Genomic DNA, 17,006 nt, shown 5'->3' with positions numbered 1-17,006 from the left:
TCAGCGCGTTTGCAGTCTTTCGATGATGCTGGCGGCTGTCACGGTGCCGATGGTCTTGCCGTCTTCCTCGACCGCGATTTCTGCCACGGTGTCGCCCAGCTGGTGGATCAAATCATCCACCGGCGTTTCGGCGGCAACTGTCTGGGCACCTTCCCCGCCCACGGGGCCCATCACATCGCGTGCGGTCAAAACGCCAAGCGGATTCATATTCGCAACAAATTCCGCGACATAGGGCGATGCGGGGTTCGAAAAAATCTCGCGAGGGGTGCCGCATTGCACGATACGCCCGCCTTCCATGATCGCGATGCGCCCGCCCAGTTTGAACGCCTCGTCCAGATCGTGGCTAACGAAAATGATCGTGCGCTTCAATTCGCGTTGCAAATCCAGCAGCTCGTCTTGCAGGCGCGTGCGGATCAGCGGATCAAGCGCCGAAAACGGTTCATCCATCAGCAAAATCGGAGCCTCGGTCGCAAAGGCGCGGGCCAGACCCACACGTTGCTGCATCCCGCCCGACAGATCGCCAACCTTGCGGTCGGCCCAATCGGACAGCCCCACAAGGGCAAGCTGCCTGTCGGCACGTTCATAGCGTTCGGCCTTGGGAACATCGGCCAGTTCCAACCCCAATGCCACGTTGTCGCGCACAGACCGCCACGGCAGCAGGCCGAATTGCTGAAACACCATCGACACACATTCGCGGCGCACGCGGCGCAGATCAGTGGCCGAACTGGCGGCAATATCGCAAGACCAACTGCCATCATTGACCCGCACCGTCCCGCGCGCCATCGGGTTCAACCCGTTGACCGCCCGCAGCAACGTCGACTTACCAGAGCCGGAAAGCCCCATCAGAACAAGGATTTCGCCCGATTTCACATCCAGCGAACAGTTGTGGACCCCCAACACCTGACCGGTTGCGACCTCGATTTCGGCGCGGTCTTTGCCAGCGTCCATCAAAGGCAACGCCCGTTCGGGTTTATCGCCAAAAACGATGGATACATTGTCAAATTCAACGGCATTTTGCGGGGCGGTTTTCATGTCAGCGCTCATTTCCGTGTCACCCGCAGCATACGGTCCAGCATGATTGCCACGACCACAATAATCAGCCCGGATTCAAACCCAAGCCCCGTGTTCACGGAATTAAGCGCCCGCACAACCGGCACGCCCAATCCATCCGCCCCCACAAGCGCCGCGATCACAACCATGGACAGCGACAGCATGATGGTCTGGTTCAACCCCGTCATGATCTGCGGCAGGGCATAGGGCAATTCGATTTTCCACAAGGTCTGGCTGGGCTTCGCGCCAAAGGCTTGCGCGGCCTCAAGCAGCGGTTTCGGCGTCGACGCGATGCCAAGCTGGGTCAGACGGATCGGCGCGGGCAGCACGAAAATCACCGTTGCAATCAGGCCCGGCACCATGCCGATGCCGAAAAACACAATCGCGGGGATCAGGTACACAAAGGTCGGCAAGGTCTGCATCAGATCCAGCACCGGGGCCATATAGCGGTAAAGTTTCGGGCGGTGCGCGGCGGCTATACCGATCGGCACGCCCACGCCCATACAGACCACACAGGCCGACAGGACCAGTGTCAGGCTTTCCGTGGTTTCCTCCCAGTAATCTTGGTTCAGGATGAACAAGAAGCCCATAACGATCATCAACGGGGTTTTCCAGTTGCGCTGGATCAACCACGTCACGGCCGCAAAAGCCGCGATGATCACCAAAGGATGCGGCGTTTGCAGCACCCATAAAATGGCATCAATCAACCATTCCATCGCGACAGAAAGACCATCAAACAACCAGCCTGCGTTGATCAGCAGCCAGTCAAATGCCGCCTCTGCTGCGTCGTCGATCGGGATTTTATTGTCGGTGAGCCAGTTCATCGGGTGTCTCCGCGAAAGGGGGGTAATCTATACGAAAAAGGGCCCACCCGGCGGCAGGCCCTTTGTGATCATGTGCGGCGCATTACTCGACGATTGTCTTGGCGGCCATCATCGCATCGCCACCGTCTTTCGTGGTGACGCCTGTCAGCCAGGCGTCCAGCACGGCGGGGTTTGCCTTGATCCATGCGGTTGCGGCATCCGCAGGTTCCTGGCCCTCATCCAGAATTGCGCCCATGATTTCGTTTTCCATGGCCAGCGTAAATTCCATGTTGTTCAACAGCTTGCCAACATTGGGGCATTCTTCGACATAGCCTGCGCGCGTGTTGGTAAAGACCGATGCGCCGCCCAGGTTGGGGCCAAAGAAATCATCGCCACCTTCAAGATAGGTCAGCTCGAAATTCGCGTTCATCGGGTGCGGTTCCCAACCAAGAAATACAATCGGTTCGCCTTTGGCTGTGGCGCGTTTGACCTGTGCCAACATGCCCTGCTCTGACGATTCCTTGACCTTGAAATCCTTCAGTTCAAACGCATTTCCGTCGATCATCGACTGGATCAGGCGGTTGCCGTCATTGCCCGGCTCGATGCCATAGATCGTGGCGTCCAGCGTGTCGGCATTGGCGGCGATATCGGCAAAAGTCTTGATGCCCATATCGGCGGCGGCCTTGTTGACGGCCAATGTGTATTTCGCGCCGTTCAGGTTGGCACGCACGGTATCAACGGTGCCCGCCTCGCGGTAAGGGGCGATGTCGGCTTCCATTGTCGGCATCCAGTTGCCCAGAAACACGTCGACGTCTCCGGCGGCCATCGCGGTATAGGTCACCGGAACGGACAGAATCTTGATATCGGTTTCATAGCCCAAGGCCTGCAAAACAACGGTTGTCGCGGCAGTCGTGGCCGTGATGTCGGTCCAGCCCACGTCTGAAAAAGTAACTTCCTCGCAGCCCGAAGCTGACAGGCTGGTGGCAAGGCTAAGCGTAAGCGCGGTGGTGGCGGCGAGAATTTTCATGACGGGTCACTCCCAGTGATGTGATATTTGATGGCGCATTAGAGCGCTAACATCCCATCCGATGCAACCCGATTTCTGGGCTATCCAACCTGTGGCTCCAAGCCTTGCACCGGGATCGCGCGGGGGTTAGCCAAGGGTCAACCATGGGCGCGCTGCCAAGTGGCCCTCAAATATCACGGGTACCGCGCCCCAACAGCAAAGGTTCGCAAAGATGCGCAAGACAGAATGGATCGGCCTGACATGGGGGGCGGAGTATCCACTGGTATCGGTCGTCGGTGTGGATGGAAAAATTATCGCGCAACATGCAGGGCCGGTGGACCTTGCCTATAATACCCTTTCCACATTGGCCGAGTTTCTTGCCCCCTATCTGTCGCTGGCCCACCCCACCCCTGTATTCTGTGCGGGGCTGCCCGATATGCCGGTTGACCTGCTTCGGTCTGTGCCGGCTGTGCCAATGGACGGAACGTTCCAGATTGAAGTCGCTGATCCCCGTTTGGTGCTGCATGTCGTCCCGGGCCTGCGCCAGGCCAAGCCGGCGGATCTGATGTCGGGCTGCGAAACGGCCATAGCCGGGATGCTGTTGCAGGACCCCAAATTCGACGGTGTGGTTTGCACTGTCGCATCCCACGCCCGCTGGTCCCATGTCAGCGCCGGCGAGATCGTCAGCTTTCAAAGTTTTCTAACGCCCGCTCTGGCCGATACTCTCGTCAAGAACCTCCCTTTTTCCGGTTGCGCATCTCAGGGGCCGTTGGACGAAGCGGCGTTCGGCCAGGCGGTTGAGGACATCATGGCGCGCCCGCAAAATTTCGCTGCGAACCTGGCACATATCTCAGCGGATGCAGCGTTAAACGGCGCGGCAAACAGCGCGGGTTGGTCGCGCCTGATGGGGGCGCTGATCGGGCTGGAACTGTCGGGTGCCCGCCCCTATTGGCTGGGCCAGAATGTTGTGGTTTTGGGCGATGGGATACTCTCTGATCTGTACAAGGCCGCCCTTGTTGGGCAGGGTTTGCAGCCGCAATTGATATCACGCGACGCCCAGTTGCTTGCAGGCCTGCGGTCGGCTTGGGCGCATATGGAGGGTGATTTGATGAGCCGTGATTTGCCAGATCGTTAATGTTCCTTTCATCACTTTAATGGCGATCCGAACCTATCTCGCCAAAGATCCTCCCGCAGCAAAAGAGACTTATGACATGGACCAACCAAGACGCTTGATTCAGGGCTGAAATAATATGCCCGATAGAAAGCGGGCCAGCCTTTAGACATGTCGATCCGGGCTGTTCCGGTCTTTTGGCTCCAAGCACCTGGTCAGGTCACGATATTGCTCCGTTAATATGGGTCCGATGCGCTAAAAACCTCCACTTTTTGCACTGAATATCCTCCACACTAGGTCAGATCCATAAATCTGATTTCAAATACGGCACCTTTGATCACCGGATGATCGACGGCGCGCAGGGTTCCGCCCCAGCCTTCGACCCTGCGCCGCGCAATCGTCAGGCCAAGGCCGCTCCCTTCGACAACATCGCGCGGTCTGAGCATTGTAAACGGGTCAAAAATCCGGCTCCTGAAATCATGCGCCACTCCGACGCCATCATCCCCGACCACCAAAGCGCCATGGGTGTTGGTGTTGGAAATATAGAGCGTCCCGCGATCAGCCCCGTAATGTTTGACAGCATTTCCCAACAATGCAGCCAAAACGCTGTCAAAACCCGCTTTCGGCAGGTTCAGTTTTTGATCCGCCAAATCCAGTTTCACTTCAAAGCCGTCAGGCATGGGGTTCTCAAGCAGATATGCCCGGATCGCTGTCCCCAGTTCCAGATCAACGCAAGCCTCGGCTCGGGTGTCAACTTCGCATAACTCCCTCATATCATTGATCAACCGGTCGGCACGCCGTGCGTTTACCTTGATCTCTTTCAGGTACTGGAACACATCGTCCGGAACCTGTTCTTGCACAGATTCAAGATCCTCTTCGATCCAGTCGGGCAAGGTTTCAATCGCCCTGAAACAGGCCCTAAGATCATGAACGAAATGCGATACAAACGTCGCCCCTGAAATCTGAAGCCCCCGCACATCTGACATTAAATCCAACACCTAAATTCACTTCTCCTGACACCTGTCGTGAACGCTACGGTCTCCAGATTACCAAAACTTTAATGCATCCCGGACCTATAGATAAAATTCGACCAACCAATTTTGAGAAACACAACGATTGGTGATAATCTATTAACGGTATTGGGTCAGCTTGCAGGAAGTTTGAGAATAATCATTGAAGGGCTCGCATGAATACCGGTCAAGACGGCGAAGGAGGACAGGCCGACACCCTCCCCCACGCAAGTAAGGAGCTTAAGGTTCTGATCGTGGATGATTCAGCGTTTGATTGCGAAAATATCAAGCGACAATGCCGCCGCACGAGCCTTTTTCTTTCCATCGACACTGCCAGTGATGTGGAGCAAATGCGCAAGGCGCTTGACCGGCGAAAATATGATGTAATTTTCGTTGATTACCATCTTGCCAACGAGACGGGCCTGCAGGCCAGGCATGTCATCAGCGAACATCCCGACAATGCGCAAGCGGCCACGATCATGATCACCGGCGACGTTTCCCACGAGATCGCGGTCTCAGCCATTAAGAACGGTTGCAAAGACTATGTCGACAAGGCCGATCTGGATGCCATGTCGCTGGAAATGATGATGAAATCGGCAACCAAGCGGTTGGAAAAACACGCCACAAAAGTGCTGCAAAGCGAAATGGATGCGGTCCATGACAAGACAATCACCGCGATGAAGCACATCATGCAAAGCGAACTTAGCGACGACCGGATTATCGCGCTTTTTCTGCGCGCCTTGCAGCAGGTGACCTATGTGGATGGCGTTCCCATGTTGCAAAAAATGCCCGACATAACATCGCTTTTTGAAAAAGAGCGGCTGGATTCTTTTGACTTTACCGCACTGACAAGAAACGGATGTTGAACGCTCGAAACCTGGAACGGTTTTTTGCCGCTCCTTTGACTGCATCAATTACGGCCTTCGCGACATCGCTGTCCGGCATCACACCGTCCTTAGCAACCGCCCGCCACGGGTACTGCATCTTGCCGTTCATCTTCATGAACACCACCCCCTGACACCATTGCCCATGTGGTGCCTGCCACATTCGGTCAAACATGCCGCCGCAAATCCAAGCTGTACACGATAGCCACATCTGCTGCACCAGAACCCGACCGCCTTGTGGCTGATCCCGATGCCGCGTTAGGGCGGTAAGCCGTTAGCGTTTCGACGCGAATGCGGGACATGAACAAAGCCAGACGTTGGTCTTGAGGTGCTCCTTGGAATAGCGATAGGGCCCGCGAGTTCACCGCCCGCAGCGCGCACCGCCTGCCCTGCCCGCCTTGCGCGATGTTGCGCTCAAATTGCCGCCAGAACGCTGCAAAGCCGCCCGAAGGGCCGCGGTTCCATATCCTCACGCGACCGCATGACCCGCAGAATGTCTGCCCCTTACGAAGAAGCCAAAATTAAGCTATAGTAATTTTACTGGTGACCTGCGCGTCTATCCTGCTCGAGATTGGATATTTCATATCGAACAATCTTTATTTTCTTTCATTTGGAAATACTCAAAGCGGGATCAACTGATCTTGCTGACCGTTACGCTGACATTATTCCCGCTCTTGTTCCTCACGCTTGAACTGCCCAAACGCATCATCAACGATGCGATTGGGGCATCTGCCGACACCGTCAATTTCTTTGGCATAGACCTGGGCCAGATCACGTTTCTGCTGATCCTGTGCGGGGTTTTCTTGGTATCGGTCTTTGCCCATGGCCTGATGAAAATGCGCATAAACACCATGAAGGGAGTGCTGGCTGAACGGCTCTTGCGGCGTTTGCGGTATACGCTGATCGCCCGCATCCTGCGCTTTCCAGCGCCCTATTTCGAACGCACCAGTCAGGGCGAACTGGTGTCGATGGTCACGTCGGAATCTGAACCCATGGGCGGGCTGATGGGGGATGCCATCGCGCAACCCGTGTTGCAGGCCGGGCAAATGCTGACGATTTTAGCGTTTTTGTTCATGCAAAGCTTTGCTTTTGGCATTGCGGCCTGCGCGCTGATCCCGTTGCAGGCATGGGTGATCCCAAGGTTGCAACAACAGATTAACCTTTTGAACAAAAAACGGGTGATCCAGATCCGCGCGCTGGCGGCCGAGATTGGCGAAGGGGCGGCAGGTGCCGGCACCTTGCGCGTCAATGGCGGCTGGCGGTACCGGCTTGCGCTGATCTCGGAACGGCTGGGGCGCTTGTACGCGATCCGGTTCGAGATTTTTCAAAAGAAGTTTTTCATGAAGTTTATCAACAACTTCATCGGCCAGCTGACGCCGTTCTTTTTCTATTCCATCGGGGGCTATCTGGCGATCAAAGGGCAGATCTCCGTCGGGGCGCTGGTCGCCGCACTTGCCGCCTACAAAGACCTGTCGAGCCCGTGGAAAGAATTGCTGACCTATTACAACCAATCGCAGGATATGGCGCTGCGTTGGCAAACAATTACCGAACGGTTTGCGCCGAACGGCATGATTGACCCCGAATTGTTTACGGCCGATCCCGGTGAAATTCCGTCACTGGTTGGCGAAGTCAGTTTTAACAACATCAGCGTTGAAGACGCCGACGGAAATGTCGTGCTGAAAGAGATCAACGTGACCTTTGCCCCCAGCAGTACCGTTGCAATCACCGCGCCCAGCGACGAGGACCGCCGTGCTTTTGCCGATGTGTTGACGCGCGAGGTGATGCCCTCGGCAGGGGCGATCAGCCTTGCAGGTCAACCGCTATCACAACTGCACCAGGCGACGATTGCAAAGCGCGTGGGCTATGCGACCTCCCGCCCGGTGATGTTTTTGGGCAGCTTCAGTGATAACGTCATCCTCCCGCTTCGCTTGCGGCCCCACACCGGCACCCCTTTGGCCCCCGTGGCGATCGAAAGCGCGAAAGCGGGCAACAGCACCGATGCTTCGGACGCCCTGTGGTTCGATCTGGCGGATCTTCAGATGGAAAACGAGGGGGAGCTGCGCATATGGTGGCTGGCGCTGATCAAGGGGATGCAAATTGACAAGGCGCTGTTTTCGCGGGGGCTGGACCAGCGTTTTGACGCCAAAGCCTACCCTTTTTTGGCAGCCGCAGTGGTGGATTTGCGATCGGGCGTTGCCGAAAAACTGAAAGCGGCCAAGCTGGACAGATATGTTCATAGCTTTGACAAAGACAGCTTTAATCCCACCTTGCCTGTCGCTGAAAACCTGATCTTTGCAACGCCCAAAACCCGCATCACCCCTGCCCTCTTGGCAGGTCAGACGGATTTCATCACCCTGCTGACCACCCTGAATATCGAACATGACCTGCTGCAAATTGCCGTCGATACGGTCGATATTCTGCGCCAGACCTTTGGCGTCGACGGGTCTGATCATCCACTTTTTCGCAAGCTTGGCCTTGATATCGCGACCTATGAGGCCGCCGTTGACCTGAGGGTGAAGCAACTTGAAGGTGCCGTCCTGAGCGTGGCGGACAAAGCGTCCTTGCTGGCCGTGACTTTTGCGATTTCCGTTGAAAAGCTGGGCTCTGCCTTTCCGGACAAGATCATCAACAGGGTGCTGGAAATACGCCGCGCCCATTCCCCGGCGCTTCAGGAAAGCCTGTCTGAATTGATGAGCGCGATCACCATTGATGGCCCCGTCGCCGGTTTGACCGTTTTGGAAAACGTGCTGTTTGGCAAGATGACCGAAGCCGCCGGCGGAAAGGGCGATGCCTTGCGGCGCGTCGCAGTGGATGCGCTTTATGAAGCAGAGCTTGAAGGGCTGGTTCTGGATCTGATCTTTGACATTCCGCTGACGTTGGGGGGCACCAATCTGCCTGCGCTGCTGACGGAAACGCTGGCCATCAGCCGCGCCACGATCAAGCGCCCTGATGTGCTGATCCTCGACGATGTATTAACCAGTTTTGACGCCCCCATCCGCGCAGACCTGCACACCCGTTTACGCGGCCTGTTGCCCCAGACGACCATCATCTGCCTCCAGCCCAGCTTTGACGAGGTCAGCGGATTTGACGCACAATTCGTTCTGCAACAGGGGCGCATTTCCACGATCGGCAGCGATGTGACCCCCCAAGAGGATGACACCGTCAGCGCAGATCTGGCCCGCAAGCTGCGCGCGCTTGAACAGACGGACCTGTTTTCGGGGCTTGAACGCAAACAACTGCGCCTGCTGGCCTTTAGCGCGCGCTGGTACACCGCCAAGGCGGGGGAATATGTGTTTCACAAAGACGACGGTCCGTCGAGCGGGGCGTTTTTGATCACCGAAGGCACGGCGGAGTTGCTGCTGCCCGGTCCGGGGGATGACGATGATCTGCTCGTCACGACATCCGGTCCCGGCAAACTGGTGGGCGAACTGGGCCTGATCCGCAATGAACCGCGCGCATTGGACATGCGGGCGGCGACCGATCTGACCTGTCTGCGCATCGGGGCAGATGCCTTTCTGGATGTTGTCGGCCATGACGCGCGCACCGCCTATAAACTGTTGCAGGCGGTCGCGGGCTACATATCTTAACGCTTTGCTGGTGGGGCTTGGGGCCGGGATATCCGGCGACCTGTGATAATAACCGGCCCGCTTGACCCAGGTCAAAACACTAACGCCCCCCTCGCCCATATGGTTATCTAGGTGAACAGATGGAGGGAAACGCGATGAAGGGATTATATTTGGCGGCGGCTGTGGTGGCGTTACTTCCAATACAGGCGGCGGCTTTCGACGAGGCCGATGTCGGGCAACTGCTGGAAACCAAACAGTGCCAGCAATGCGACCTGTCGGGGGTCGACCTCAAGCGGGTCGATCTTGCAGGTGCCAATCTTGCGGGGGCAAATCTGTCGGGGGCAAAGCTCTGGGCGGCCAATCTTGGCGGCGCTGACCTGAGCGGCGTTAACCTTGAGGGGGCCAGCCTTGGTACAGCAGATTTGACCGGGGCCAATCTGGCGAACGCCAATCTTTCGGGGGCGTATCTGACGGGTACAAACCTTGGCGGGGCCGACCTGTCGGGTGCGAAATTTTCGGGCGCGATCCTGACGCAGGCAAATCTGGACATGTCCAACCTTTCAGGGGCCACCCTGGCCGAGGCCTATCTTGAGTTGGCCAGCCTTGCGGGTGCCAACATCACCGGAGCCGACCTGACAAAGGCAAACCTGATTTCGGCCAACCTGAGCGGCGCGGTGCTTGCGGGGGCCGAGCTGGAGGGGGCCGTGTTTCTTGGTGCGAACCTTGCCGGGGTATCTTTTGACGATGCCCGATTGTGCAGGACAATGATGCCGGATGGCACGTCTGACCTCAGCGGGTGCTGAGGGCGGTCAGGACGGCTTGGGCTGACACGACGGGCGTGGGGAAAACGGCGGGCTTGGGGAAAACGGTACCTTCATGGGTTCCAGACTGAGGGCACCGAAAGGCCGGACTTTTGGTTTTCCAACGCATCAATATAGCATTCCATCTTGTGGTTCAGGCCGCTTTTGCGGTTCTTGTGGTACAGAACCTTTGTCTGCCCCGTATGATGGAAACCTGTCGGCAAACTGCACACGATGTCATCATCGCGACAGATCGACAGCGACAGGTTGTCGTGTTTGACCGCCCCGGCCGTTTTCCGCAACCTTGGGGCCGCAAAGCCGATCGCCGGCGTCACAAATGTCTTTGACAGGATTTGCGCCGATGCCGCCCCCAGTGAATGGCCGATGATCAGTCTGGGCCAATTGGCGGGGTCATTTCCGATCCATTTATAGATAATATTGGCATGGGCCAGAAACCCCTGATGCCAGAACGTGCGCGACGCCCCTTGCTTGGAGCCTGCGGAAAACACGTCGTTCTTGGCATGCATATAGCTCAGGCTCAGCTTCTTGGACCCTGCATTTTTGACGCGCAGATTGAACCACACATAATCGGCAAAGGAATTGCTGCCCGGTATCAACAGACAGCCGTTGCTGAGCATATAGGCTTCGACATTGGCATGAGGGCAACTTTTCACGACCGTAAGCTTGTGTTCTTTCTCCAGCTTCCAATCGCCCGGCGTCGTCTGCCTGGGTCTGAGCGTATAGGCGATTTCAGCCAGCCTCGCGCATGTCATGACGGAATGGTCGATCACCCCCGCGGCACCGAACAGGGCATCGCGGGTCTTGGGCCCGACGATCCCGTCCGCGACAAGTCCCTTGACGCTTTGGAACGCTTTGACCGCAGTAACGGTCTTGGCCCCCTGCACGCCGTCAATCGGTCCCGGCTCGTACCGCAAATTCTTCAACTGCCGTTGAATGCTTCTCCAACTGGTTTTCGACATGGGTGAAAAATTCCTTTGGTCATCTAAATTTTTTGGAGATGCGGGCGGGCGACTTTAATAATCCGAACGACCCGCGCAAAGCTGCTGGTCTATTAAATACTATACACATATGGTCGAAAAATCAGGGAAAAGCCTCTGCTATTTTGCAGATCGGGTCACGTAACTATTTCAGCGGCCATATTTTTGGCCCGCAAATTTATCATAGGCAGGCGTTCTGCCCGAGAGGATACCCGATGAACAGCAATCTTGTCGCTGTATTAGCTGCAGATGTCGTAGGTTACTCAAAGCTGATGGGGGATGACGCCAAATCGACGCTGGTTGCCCTGAAACGCTTGCGCGCCGAGATTTTCGCCCCCGTTGTCGCGTCCAGACGCGGGCGCGTGGTCAAGAACATGGGGGATGGCTGGATCGTCCTGTTCGGGGCCGCCAGCGATGCCGCGGCCTGTGCCTTGCAGATCCAGCAATTGCAGACCGTCAGCCAGCTTCAGGGGGGGCCTGAAATCCGCCTGCGGCTGGGTGTTCATCTGGGCGATGTCGTCGAGGACGAACATGACATCTATGGCGACGGCGTAAACATCGCGTCGCGGCTTGAACAACTTGCAAACCCCGGCAGCATTGCGATTTCGGATGCGGTATTCGGTATTCTTGACGGCACGCTCAGGCCGTCTTTCGATGATGCGGGTGAACGCGCGCTCAAGAATATCGCCAAGCCTATCCGGATCTGGACCAGCGGTTCGTTGCACGCCCCGGCACAGTCGACACTGCCTGCACGGGACGGGCTGCGTATCGTGGTGCGCCCGCTGGAGACATCTGATGAACGCATCGCGTTTCCCGAACTTGCCGATGCGCTGACCGGTGATCTGGTGACCTTTCTCAACGCGACCCATTGGCTGTCGGTCAGTACGGGTGATGTCTGCACGCCGGCCTATGTGCTCAGCGGTCGTATTCGCACCCAAGGCACGCGGTTCCGGCTTGAGGTAAAGTTCATTGATCCTTCGGGGCTCGAGATGTGGTCAGACAAGATTGACGGCACCTTGGATGACGTCTTTGACTGGCAGGATCGGGCCTGCGCGACGGTGGTAGGGCGCGTGCTGGCCACGACGTTTGACGCCGAGCGCCGCAAGCTGGACAAGTTGTCGATTGACCAGATGACCGCCAGTGAATGCGAATTGCGCGGCCAGTTGGCCATTGACCGGCTGGACCCCGACGCCTTTGCCTCGGCCTTGAAATATTCGAATGCGGCGATTGAAAAGGATGCCGATCAGCCAACGGCACTGGCATTGGCGCTGGTGGCGTATCTGTCTGCCGTTGTGATGGGCTATGACGAAGTAAGCCAGCCCTATGCCGCCTGCGTTCCCGGATGGTGCAAGGCCGCGGCACCACTGGCGGCAGATCATCCGTTGCTGAATTTGGCCTTGGGGGTCACAACCTATTCCCAAAGCAGTGATCCGACCGCCTTGCGCATCATCTGCGAGCAAGCGTTGCGCCAATCGTCTTCGGATTTCGTCACGCTGACCTTAAGCGGTTGGGCCTATATCTGGATCGGCGACTATTCTGCGGCGCTGGATTGCCTTCACAAGGCGCGCAAGCTGGGCGGGCAAAGCCCGTGGGCCTTGTCCATTCAGGGCGGGCTTGCACTGGCTTCGCTTCAGGCCGGGGATGATGTGGGGGCAATCGGATATGCAAAACAGGGTCTGACGGTGACGGCCAGCTATTCGACCTTGCACAGGATTTTGGCCGCCGCATATGCCCATCAAGGGCAAACCGTGGCCGCACAGCACTCTGTTGCGACGGCGTTGGCGCTTAATCCAAGGGATTCGATCACCGCGATCAATGCGCGCAACATATTCTTCGAATCCGTCAGCACCAACCGGTATCTTGACGGTCTGCGGATGGCCGGAATGCCCGAATAGCGTGCTGTCAGACGCATGCGAAGACCCCGCCCCGTGTTGAAAAGGTTGGTCTGAAGCCCCCGCCCCGTTGTCGCGTCAGCACCCCGCCGCCGGTCACCCCCTAACAATTTTACTATTTCCGCTTAAGGGATTAAGACGAACGAACGGCCTGGCCAGTCACGTACAGCAACCTCAAAGAAGGCTTCCCCATGGCCACCAAAACCAATCTGCATCCCCGCAATCAACACAAAGAAGGGTACGATTTCGGGCGTCTCGTGGCGGATTCACCCGAGCTTGAGCCATTCACGATCCCTAACCCTGTCGGTCAGACGACTGTTGATTTTCAAGACGCAGCCGCGGTTCGTATGCTTAATCGGGCCCTGCTCAAGACGCATTACACTATCAATTTCTGGGATATCCCTGCAAATTATCTTTGCCCACCGATCCCCGGTCGTGTCGACTATATCCACTATCTCGCGGATTTGCTGGCCAGCAGCAACAATAACGAAATCCCGCGCGGGCCCGGTATCAAGGCGTTGGACATCGGCACAGGAGCGAGCCTGGTCTACCCGCTCACCGGCCAGAGCGAATACGGCTGGGACTTTACCGGCACCGATATTGACCCCGCCGCGATCACGTCGGCCCGGCAGATTTGCGAACTCAACAAGCTGAAGATCACCCTCAGACAGCAAAACATGCGCGAGAATATCTTTCGCGGGGTAATCGCGCCGCAAGATGCGTTTCACATCACCCTGTGCAACCCGCCCTTCCATGCCTCCATCGAAAAAGCCAATAAAGGCACGCAACGCAAGTGGAGCAACCTTGGCAAGGGCGCTTCGACAAAGCTCAATTTCGGCGGTCAGAACGCCGAACTTTGGTGTCCGGGTGGCGAGATAAAGTTCATCGCGACCATGGTTGAGCAAAGCAAAGAGTTCGCCGACCAGTGCCTTTGGTTCAGCTCCCTGGTGTCGAAAAAAGACAACCTCCAGCCGCTCTCCAGAATTTTGAGAAAGGCCAAGGTTGCTGATTTCAAAGTCGTCGATATGGCACAGGGGCAGAAAACAAGTCGTTTTATTGCGTGGACTTACATTAAGAAAAGCCAGCATTCTCTCTACATGAATGGCGCGAAAAAATAGAGAGAGGTGGTCGCGGTGATCGGTGCAACTTCCAACCCTAACAAGACCACGCCATAGAGGGTGGCAAGCGCCTGATCAAATTCCCGCTGCCCCTGCTCGCTTGACTGGCTCTAGAGAGCAGGGTTGAAATGCGCTTCAAACGCCACCCGCTGCTGACCGTGACAAAGTCCATGACCTGCCCTCCGAGGCTCCCTCGTTCATAACGAGAGTTTGCGGGTTCGGATTTCATATTCTCCGTCGTCAGTTTGGACAAGCGCGTCCTGCGCGGCATTGGCTTGTTTCTACCCCTACGGCCAATCGGCATAGCTGCCTACTTGGGTATATTTTGCGTTGCCGCCTTGCTGTGTGCTTGCCCGTCGAAATGACCCCGGGGGAACACCTGCCTCGGCTTTGAAGAACGCGCTGAATTGCGAAGTGCTGCAAAACCCAAGATGGTCGGCGATCTGATCAAGTGTTTGATGCGAGCGCTGGAGCAAGGCCTGCGCTTCAAAAGTCAGGCGGTCGCGGATAAGACGTTGTGGCGGCTTTCCCAATGTCCGCGTGCAAATGTCGTGCAACCGGTCCGGTGACACATCCAATTCGGCGGCAAACCGATGGACCGGCCAGCGTTCGCGCAAATGTGCCTCAACCAGATGGCGGAACCTCTCGAGCGTCAGATTTGTCGCTTTGTAGCTTTGATCTTCGATCATTTCATTCACGCCAGCCCGCCAGAGTGACACAAGCATGATCCTGATTTGGGCCTCGATCACTGTCTCCATCCCTGTTTGCCCCGCATCCAGTTCTTTGAAAATCGCATCAAAGCAGGTTGTGATCGTTTGCGAGATTTCAGGCTTTGCGTTCAAGCTGAGCGTGAATTCGCGCGCGGACATCAGTCGCAATGCTGCGGCTTCGGGTTTATGCCCGATGGCGTTGCTCAAGGTCGCATCACCAAGGGTCATGATAATGCCGTGACTGCCCGCCCGTGCCTTGACACGCGTATCGGGCGATTTAGGGCCCCAATTGATGACAGGCCCGATGATCGTCTCTTCGCCGTCCGGTGTAAGACGGACAGCACTGCCGGACAGAACCATAATACATTGGGATGTCCGGCCAGGGAAATTGACCAATCCACCCAAAAACCGATCGTCCAGCCCGCTGCGGAAAACCTCAGCATGGACCGTCGTTTGATGTGCACTCAGGGGTGCAGATGCGTTGAACCTGTTTTTCATAACCAGATATTGACAATAAAAGACCGGATATCAATATTTTTTCACTGCTCCTTTCGTCTATGTTTGATTTAGCGCCGCACATGCGGGCCGGCTGCGTGAACTTATGGAGGTTCGTTCACGTGGGCTGAGGGGGGGAGAATCAAATGCAGCGTCCGGCTTCCAAGCTTGGTGTGATAACTGGCACAAGTGAGACGACCTTGGCGGTCAACGCTGCGGTGAATGCTGCCGCGTCTGCGTTTCCAATTTGGTCGCGTTGGCCCGTCACAGAGCGTGCCGTGGCCTTGCAGAAAATGATGGCAGCACTTGATGCGCATCGTGACGACTTTGTCGCCCTCGCCGCTGAAGAGGTTGGCGCGTCGCGCTCATGGACCGAATTCAACATCGATCTCGCAATCGGGATGCTTGCGCATGTTGCGGGCCTCGCTCCGATGCTTGAGGATCGCGAGCTTGTGGATCCGCTGACGGGGAAACACTCTATCTTACGCCGGCAAGCGGCGGGTGTGGTGCTGGGAATGGTGCCTTGGAACGCCCCCATAGCGCTTGGGGTGCGGGCGGTCGCAGGTGCGTTGATCTGCGGCAATACTGTCGTGATGAAGGGCTCGGAGCACTGCCCAAAGACGCACAAACATCTGGTTGAAATCCTCAACAGCGCCGGATTGCCTGGCGGCGTTTTGACGTGCATCGTCAACCACGCCGAAGACGCCCACGACACAATGGTGCAGCTTATTGCCCACCCGTGTATTCGGCGGATCAACTTTACCGGATCCACGCGTGTCGGGCGCGATGTCGCCATGGAGGCGGCGCGCTATCTCAAACCTGCTTTGCTTGAATTATCTGGCAAAGCGCCGTTGATCGTATTGGACGATGCCGATCTGGATGCCGCTGTCGAAGCCGCCTGTTTTGGTGCCTTCTTTAACCAGGGCCAGATTTGTATGTCTACGGACTGGATCATTGTCGTGAAGTCAGTGTCCGACGCCTTTGTGGCAAAACTGCAGGCCCGAACACAGCAAATCAAAGCTGCTGATCCGGTGCAGGAGGTGACCGTTCTGGGCCGCATGATTTCTGCAGACGCTGCCCAACGGGTGAAGGGGTTAATCGAAGACGCAGTATCAAAAGGTGCGCGGCTTTTGGTGGGTGGCCAGATCGATGGCTGTGTCATGCAGCCCGCATTACTGGATGGGATTGCCGCGAATATGCGCATTTTCAGAGAAGAAACATTTGGGCCGTTGGCCAGCATCATGCGGGTCCATGACGCCGAAGAAGCCGTATCGATCGCCAATGATTCAGAGTTCGGCTTGAACGCAGCAGTCTTTACCACAGACCTTGATCACGCGCAGGCAATCGCCGGCCGGCTCGAATACGGCGTTGTCCAAATCAATGGACCGACCGTGCATGATGATCCGTCAATGCCGTTTGGGGGCATGAAAAACAGTGGGTATGGCCGCTTTGGCGGCGAACAGGCAATCAACGAATTTACTGAACTGCGTTGGATCGCCACCCATCAAGAAGGACAGACACCAACACTTTGAAGAAGACGGGCACCTGCCCAAACGATCAATT

Annotated in this window: 13 protein-coding genes; 7 read left to right on the top strand and 6 right to left on the bottom strand. The window is 56.7% G+C overall.

What is annotated here, in order from left to right; translation table 11 throughout:
- From choV to choX, 3 genes are all read right to left on the bottom strand, one after another.
- A complete protein-coding gene (choV, locus tag ACSQ13_RS04420) occupies positions 1 to 1,032 on the bottom strand; it encodes a choline ABC transporter ATP-binding protein (RefSeq protein WP_295512960.1) in 1,032 nt (343 codons plus the stop codon).
- Positions 1,033 to 1,040: 8 nt separating this feature from the next.
- Complete coding sequence (gene choW / locus ACSQ13_RS04415; protein ID WP_176251134.1) at positions 1,041 to 1,874, bottom strand: choline ABC transporter permease subunit; 834 nt, start codon at positions 1,872 to 1,874, stop codon at positions 1,041 to 1,043.
- A gap of 82 nt (positions 1,875 to 1,956) precedes the next feature.
- Entirely contained in the window at positions 1,957 to 2,880 is a 924-nt protein-coding gene (choX, locus tag ACSQ13_RS04410; RefSeq protein ID WP_176251133.1) for a choline ABC transporter substrate-binding protein, read from the bottom strand.
- Between the two features lie 211 nt (positions 2,881 to 3,091).
- Here choX and ACSQ13_RS04405 point away from each other — a divergent pair, with 211 nt between their 5' ends.
- Entirely contained in the window at positions 3,092 to 3,994 is a 903-nt protein-coding gene (locus ACSQ13_RS04405; protein ID WP_176251132.1) for a 2-dehydro-3-deoxygalactonokinase, read from the top strand.
- A 269-nt stretch (positions 3,995 to 4,263) separates the two neighbouring features.
- Here ACSQ13_RS04405 and ACSQ13_RS04400 read toward each other — a convergent pair whose 3' ends face one another.
- Entirely contained in the window at positions 4,264 to 4,956 is a 693-nt protein-coding gene (locus ACSQ13_RS04400; RefSeq protein WP_176251131.1) for a sensor histidine kinase, read from the bottom strand.
- Between the two features lie 200 nt (positions 4,957 to 5,156).
- Between ACSQ13_RS04400 and ACSQ13_RS04395 the strand changes: the two genes are divergently transcribed.
- From ACSQ13_RS04395 to ACSQ13_RS04385, 3 genes are all read left to right on the top strand, one after another.
- A complete protein-coding gene (locus ACSQ13_RS04395) occupies positions 5,157 to 5,846 on the top strand; it encodes a response regulator (protein ID WP_295512962.1) in 690 nt (229 codons plus the stop codon).
- Positions 5,847 to 6,505: 659 nt separating this feature from the next.
- The gene (locus tag ACSQ13_RS04390; RefSeq protein ID WP_295512964.1) at positions 6,506 to 9,451 is read left to right on the top strand and encodes an ABC transporter transmembrane domain-containing protein; all 2,946 of its coding nucleotides are present in this window, start codon (positions 6,506 to 6,508) and stop codon (positions 9,449 to 9,451) included.
- A gap of 134 nt (positions 9,452 to 9,585) precedes the next feature.
- Positions 9,586 to 10,233, top strand: a complete 648-nt coding sequence (locus ACSQ13_RS04385; RefSeq protein WP_295512965.1) for a pentapeptide repeat-containing protein — start codon at positions 9,586 to 9,588, stop codon at positions 10,231 to 10,233.
- 71 nt (positions 10,234 to 10,304) lie between these two features.
- Here the strand turns inward: ACSQ13_RS04385 and ACSQ13_RS04380 are convergent, their stop codons facing one another.
- On the bottom strand, positions 10,305 to 11,210 hold the full coding sequence (locus ACSQ13_RS04380) for a peptidoglycan-binding protein (RefSeq protein WP_295512969.1): 906 nt from the start codon (positions 11,208 to 11,210) through the stop codon (positions 10,305 to 10,307).
- A 233-nt stretch (positions 11,211 to 11,443) separates the two neighbouring features.
- Here ACSQ13_RS04380 and ACSQ13_RS04375 point away from each other — a divergent pair, with 233 nt between their 5' ends.
- Together ACSQ13_RS04375 and rlmF are read left to right on the top strand one after the other, a co-directional pair.
- Complete coding sequence (locus ACSQ13_RS04375; protein WP_295512970.1) at positions 11,444 to 13,123, top strand: adenylate/guanylate cyclase domain-containing protein; 1,680 nt, start codon at positions 11,444 to 11,446, stop codon at positions 13,121 to 13,123.
- Between the two features lie 188 nt (positions 13,124 to 13,311).
- Positions 13,312 to 14,238, top strand: a complete 927-nt coding sequence (gene rlmF / locus ACSQ13_RS04370) for a 23S rRNA (adenine(1618)-N(6))-methyltransferase RlmF (protein ID WP_295512972.1) — start codon at positions 13,312 to 13,314, stop codon at positions 14,236 to 14,238.
- A 287-nt stretch (positions 14,239 to 14,525) separates the two neighbouring features.
- On the opposite strand, the gene ACSQ13_RS04365 is transcribed toward rlmF, so the two are convergent.
- Entirely contained in the window at positions 14,526 to 15,308 is a 783-nt protein-coding gene (locus ACSQ13_RS04365; RefSeq protein WP_295512974.1) for a helix-turn-helix domain-containing protein, read from the bottom strand.
- A gap of 281 nt (positions 15,309 to 15,589) precedes the next feature.
- Here ACSQ13_RS04365 and ACSQ13_RS04360 point away from each other — a divergent pair, with 281 nt between their 5' ends.
- Positions 15,590 to 16,975 carry an aldehyde dehydrogenase gene (locus ACSQ13_RS04360; RefSeq protein WP_295512975.1) on the top strand — a complete coding sequence of 462 codons (1,386 nt, stop codon included), beginning with the start codon at positions 15,590 to 15,592 and terminating at the stop codon, positions 16,973 to 16,975.
- Positions 16,976 to 17,006 lie beyond the last annotated feature (31 nt).

The organism is Sulfitobacter sp. SH22, from assembly GCF_965641905.1.
Taxonomy (GTDB): domain Bacteria; phylum Pseudomonadota; class Alphaproteobacteria; order Rhodobacterales; family Rhodobacteraceae; genus Sulfitobacter.
This window is presented reverse-complemented; position numbering and strand designations above follow the sequence as displayed.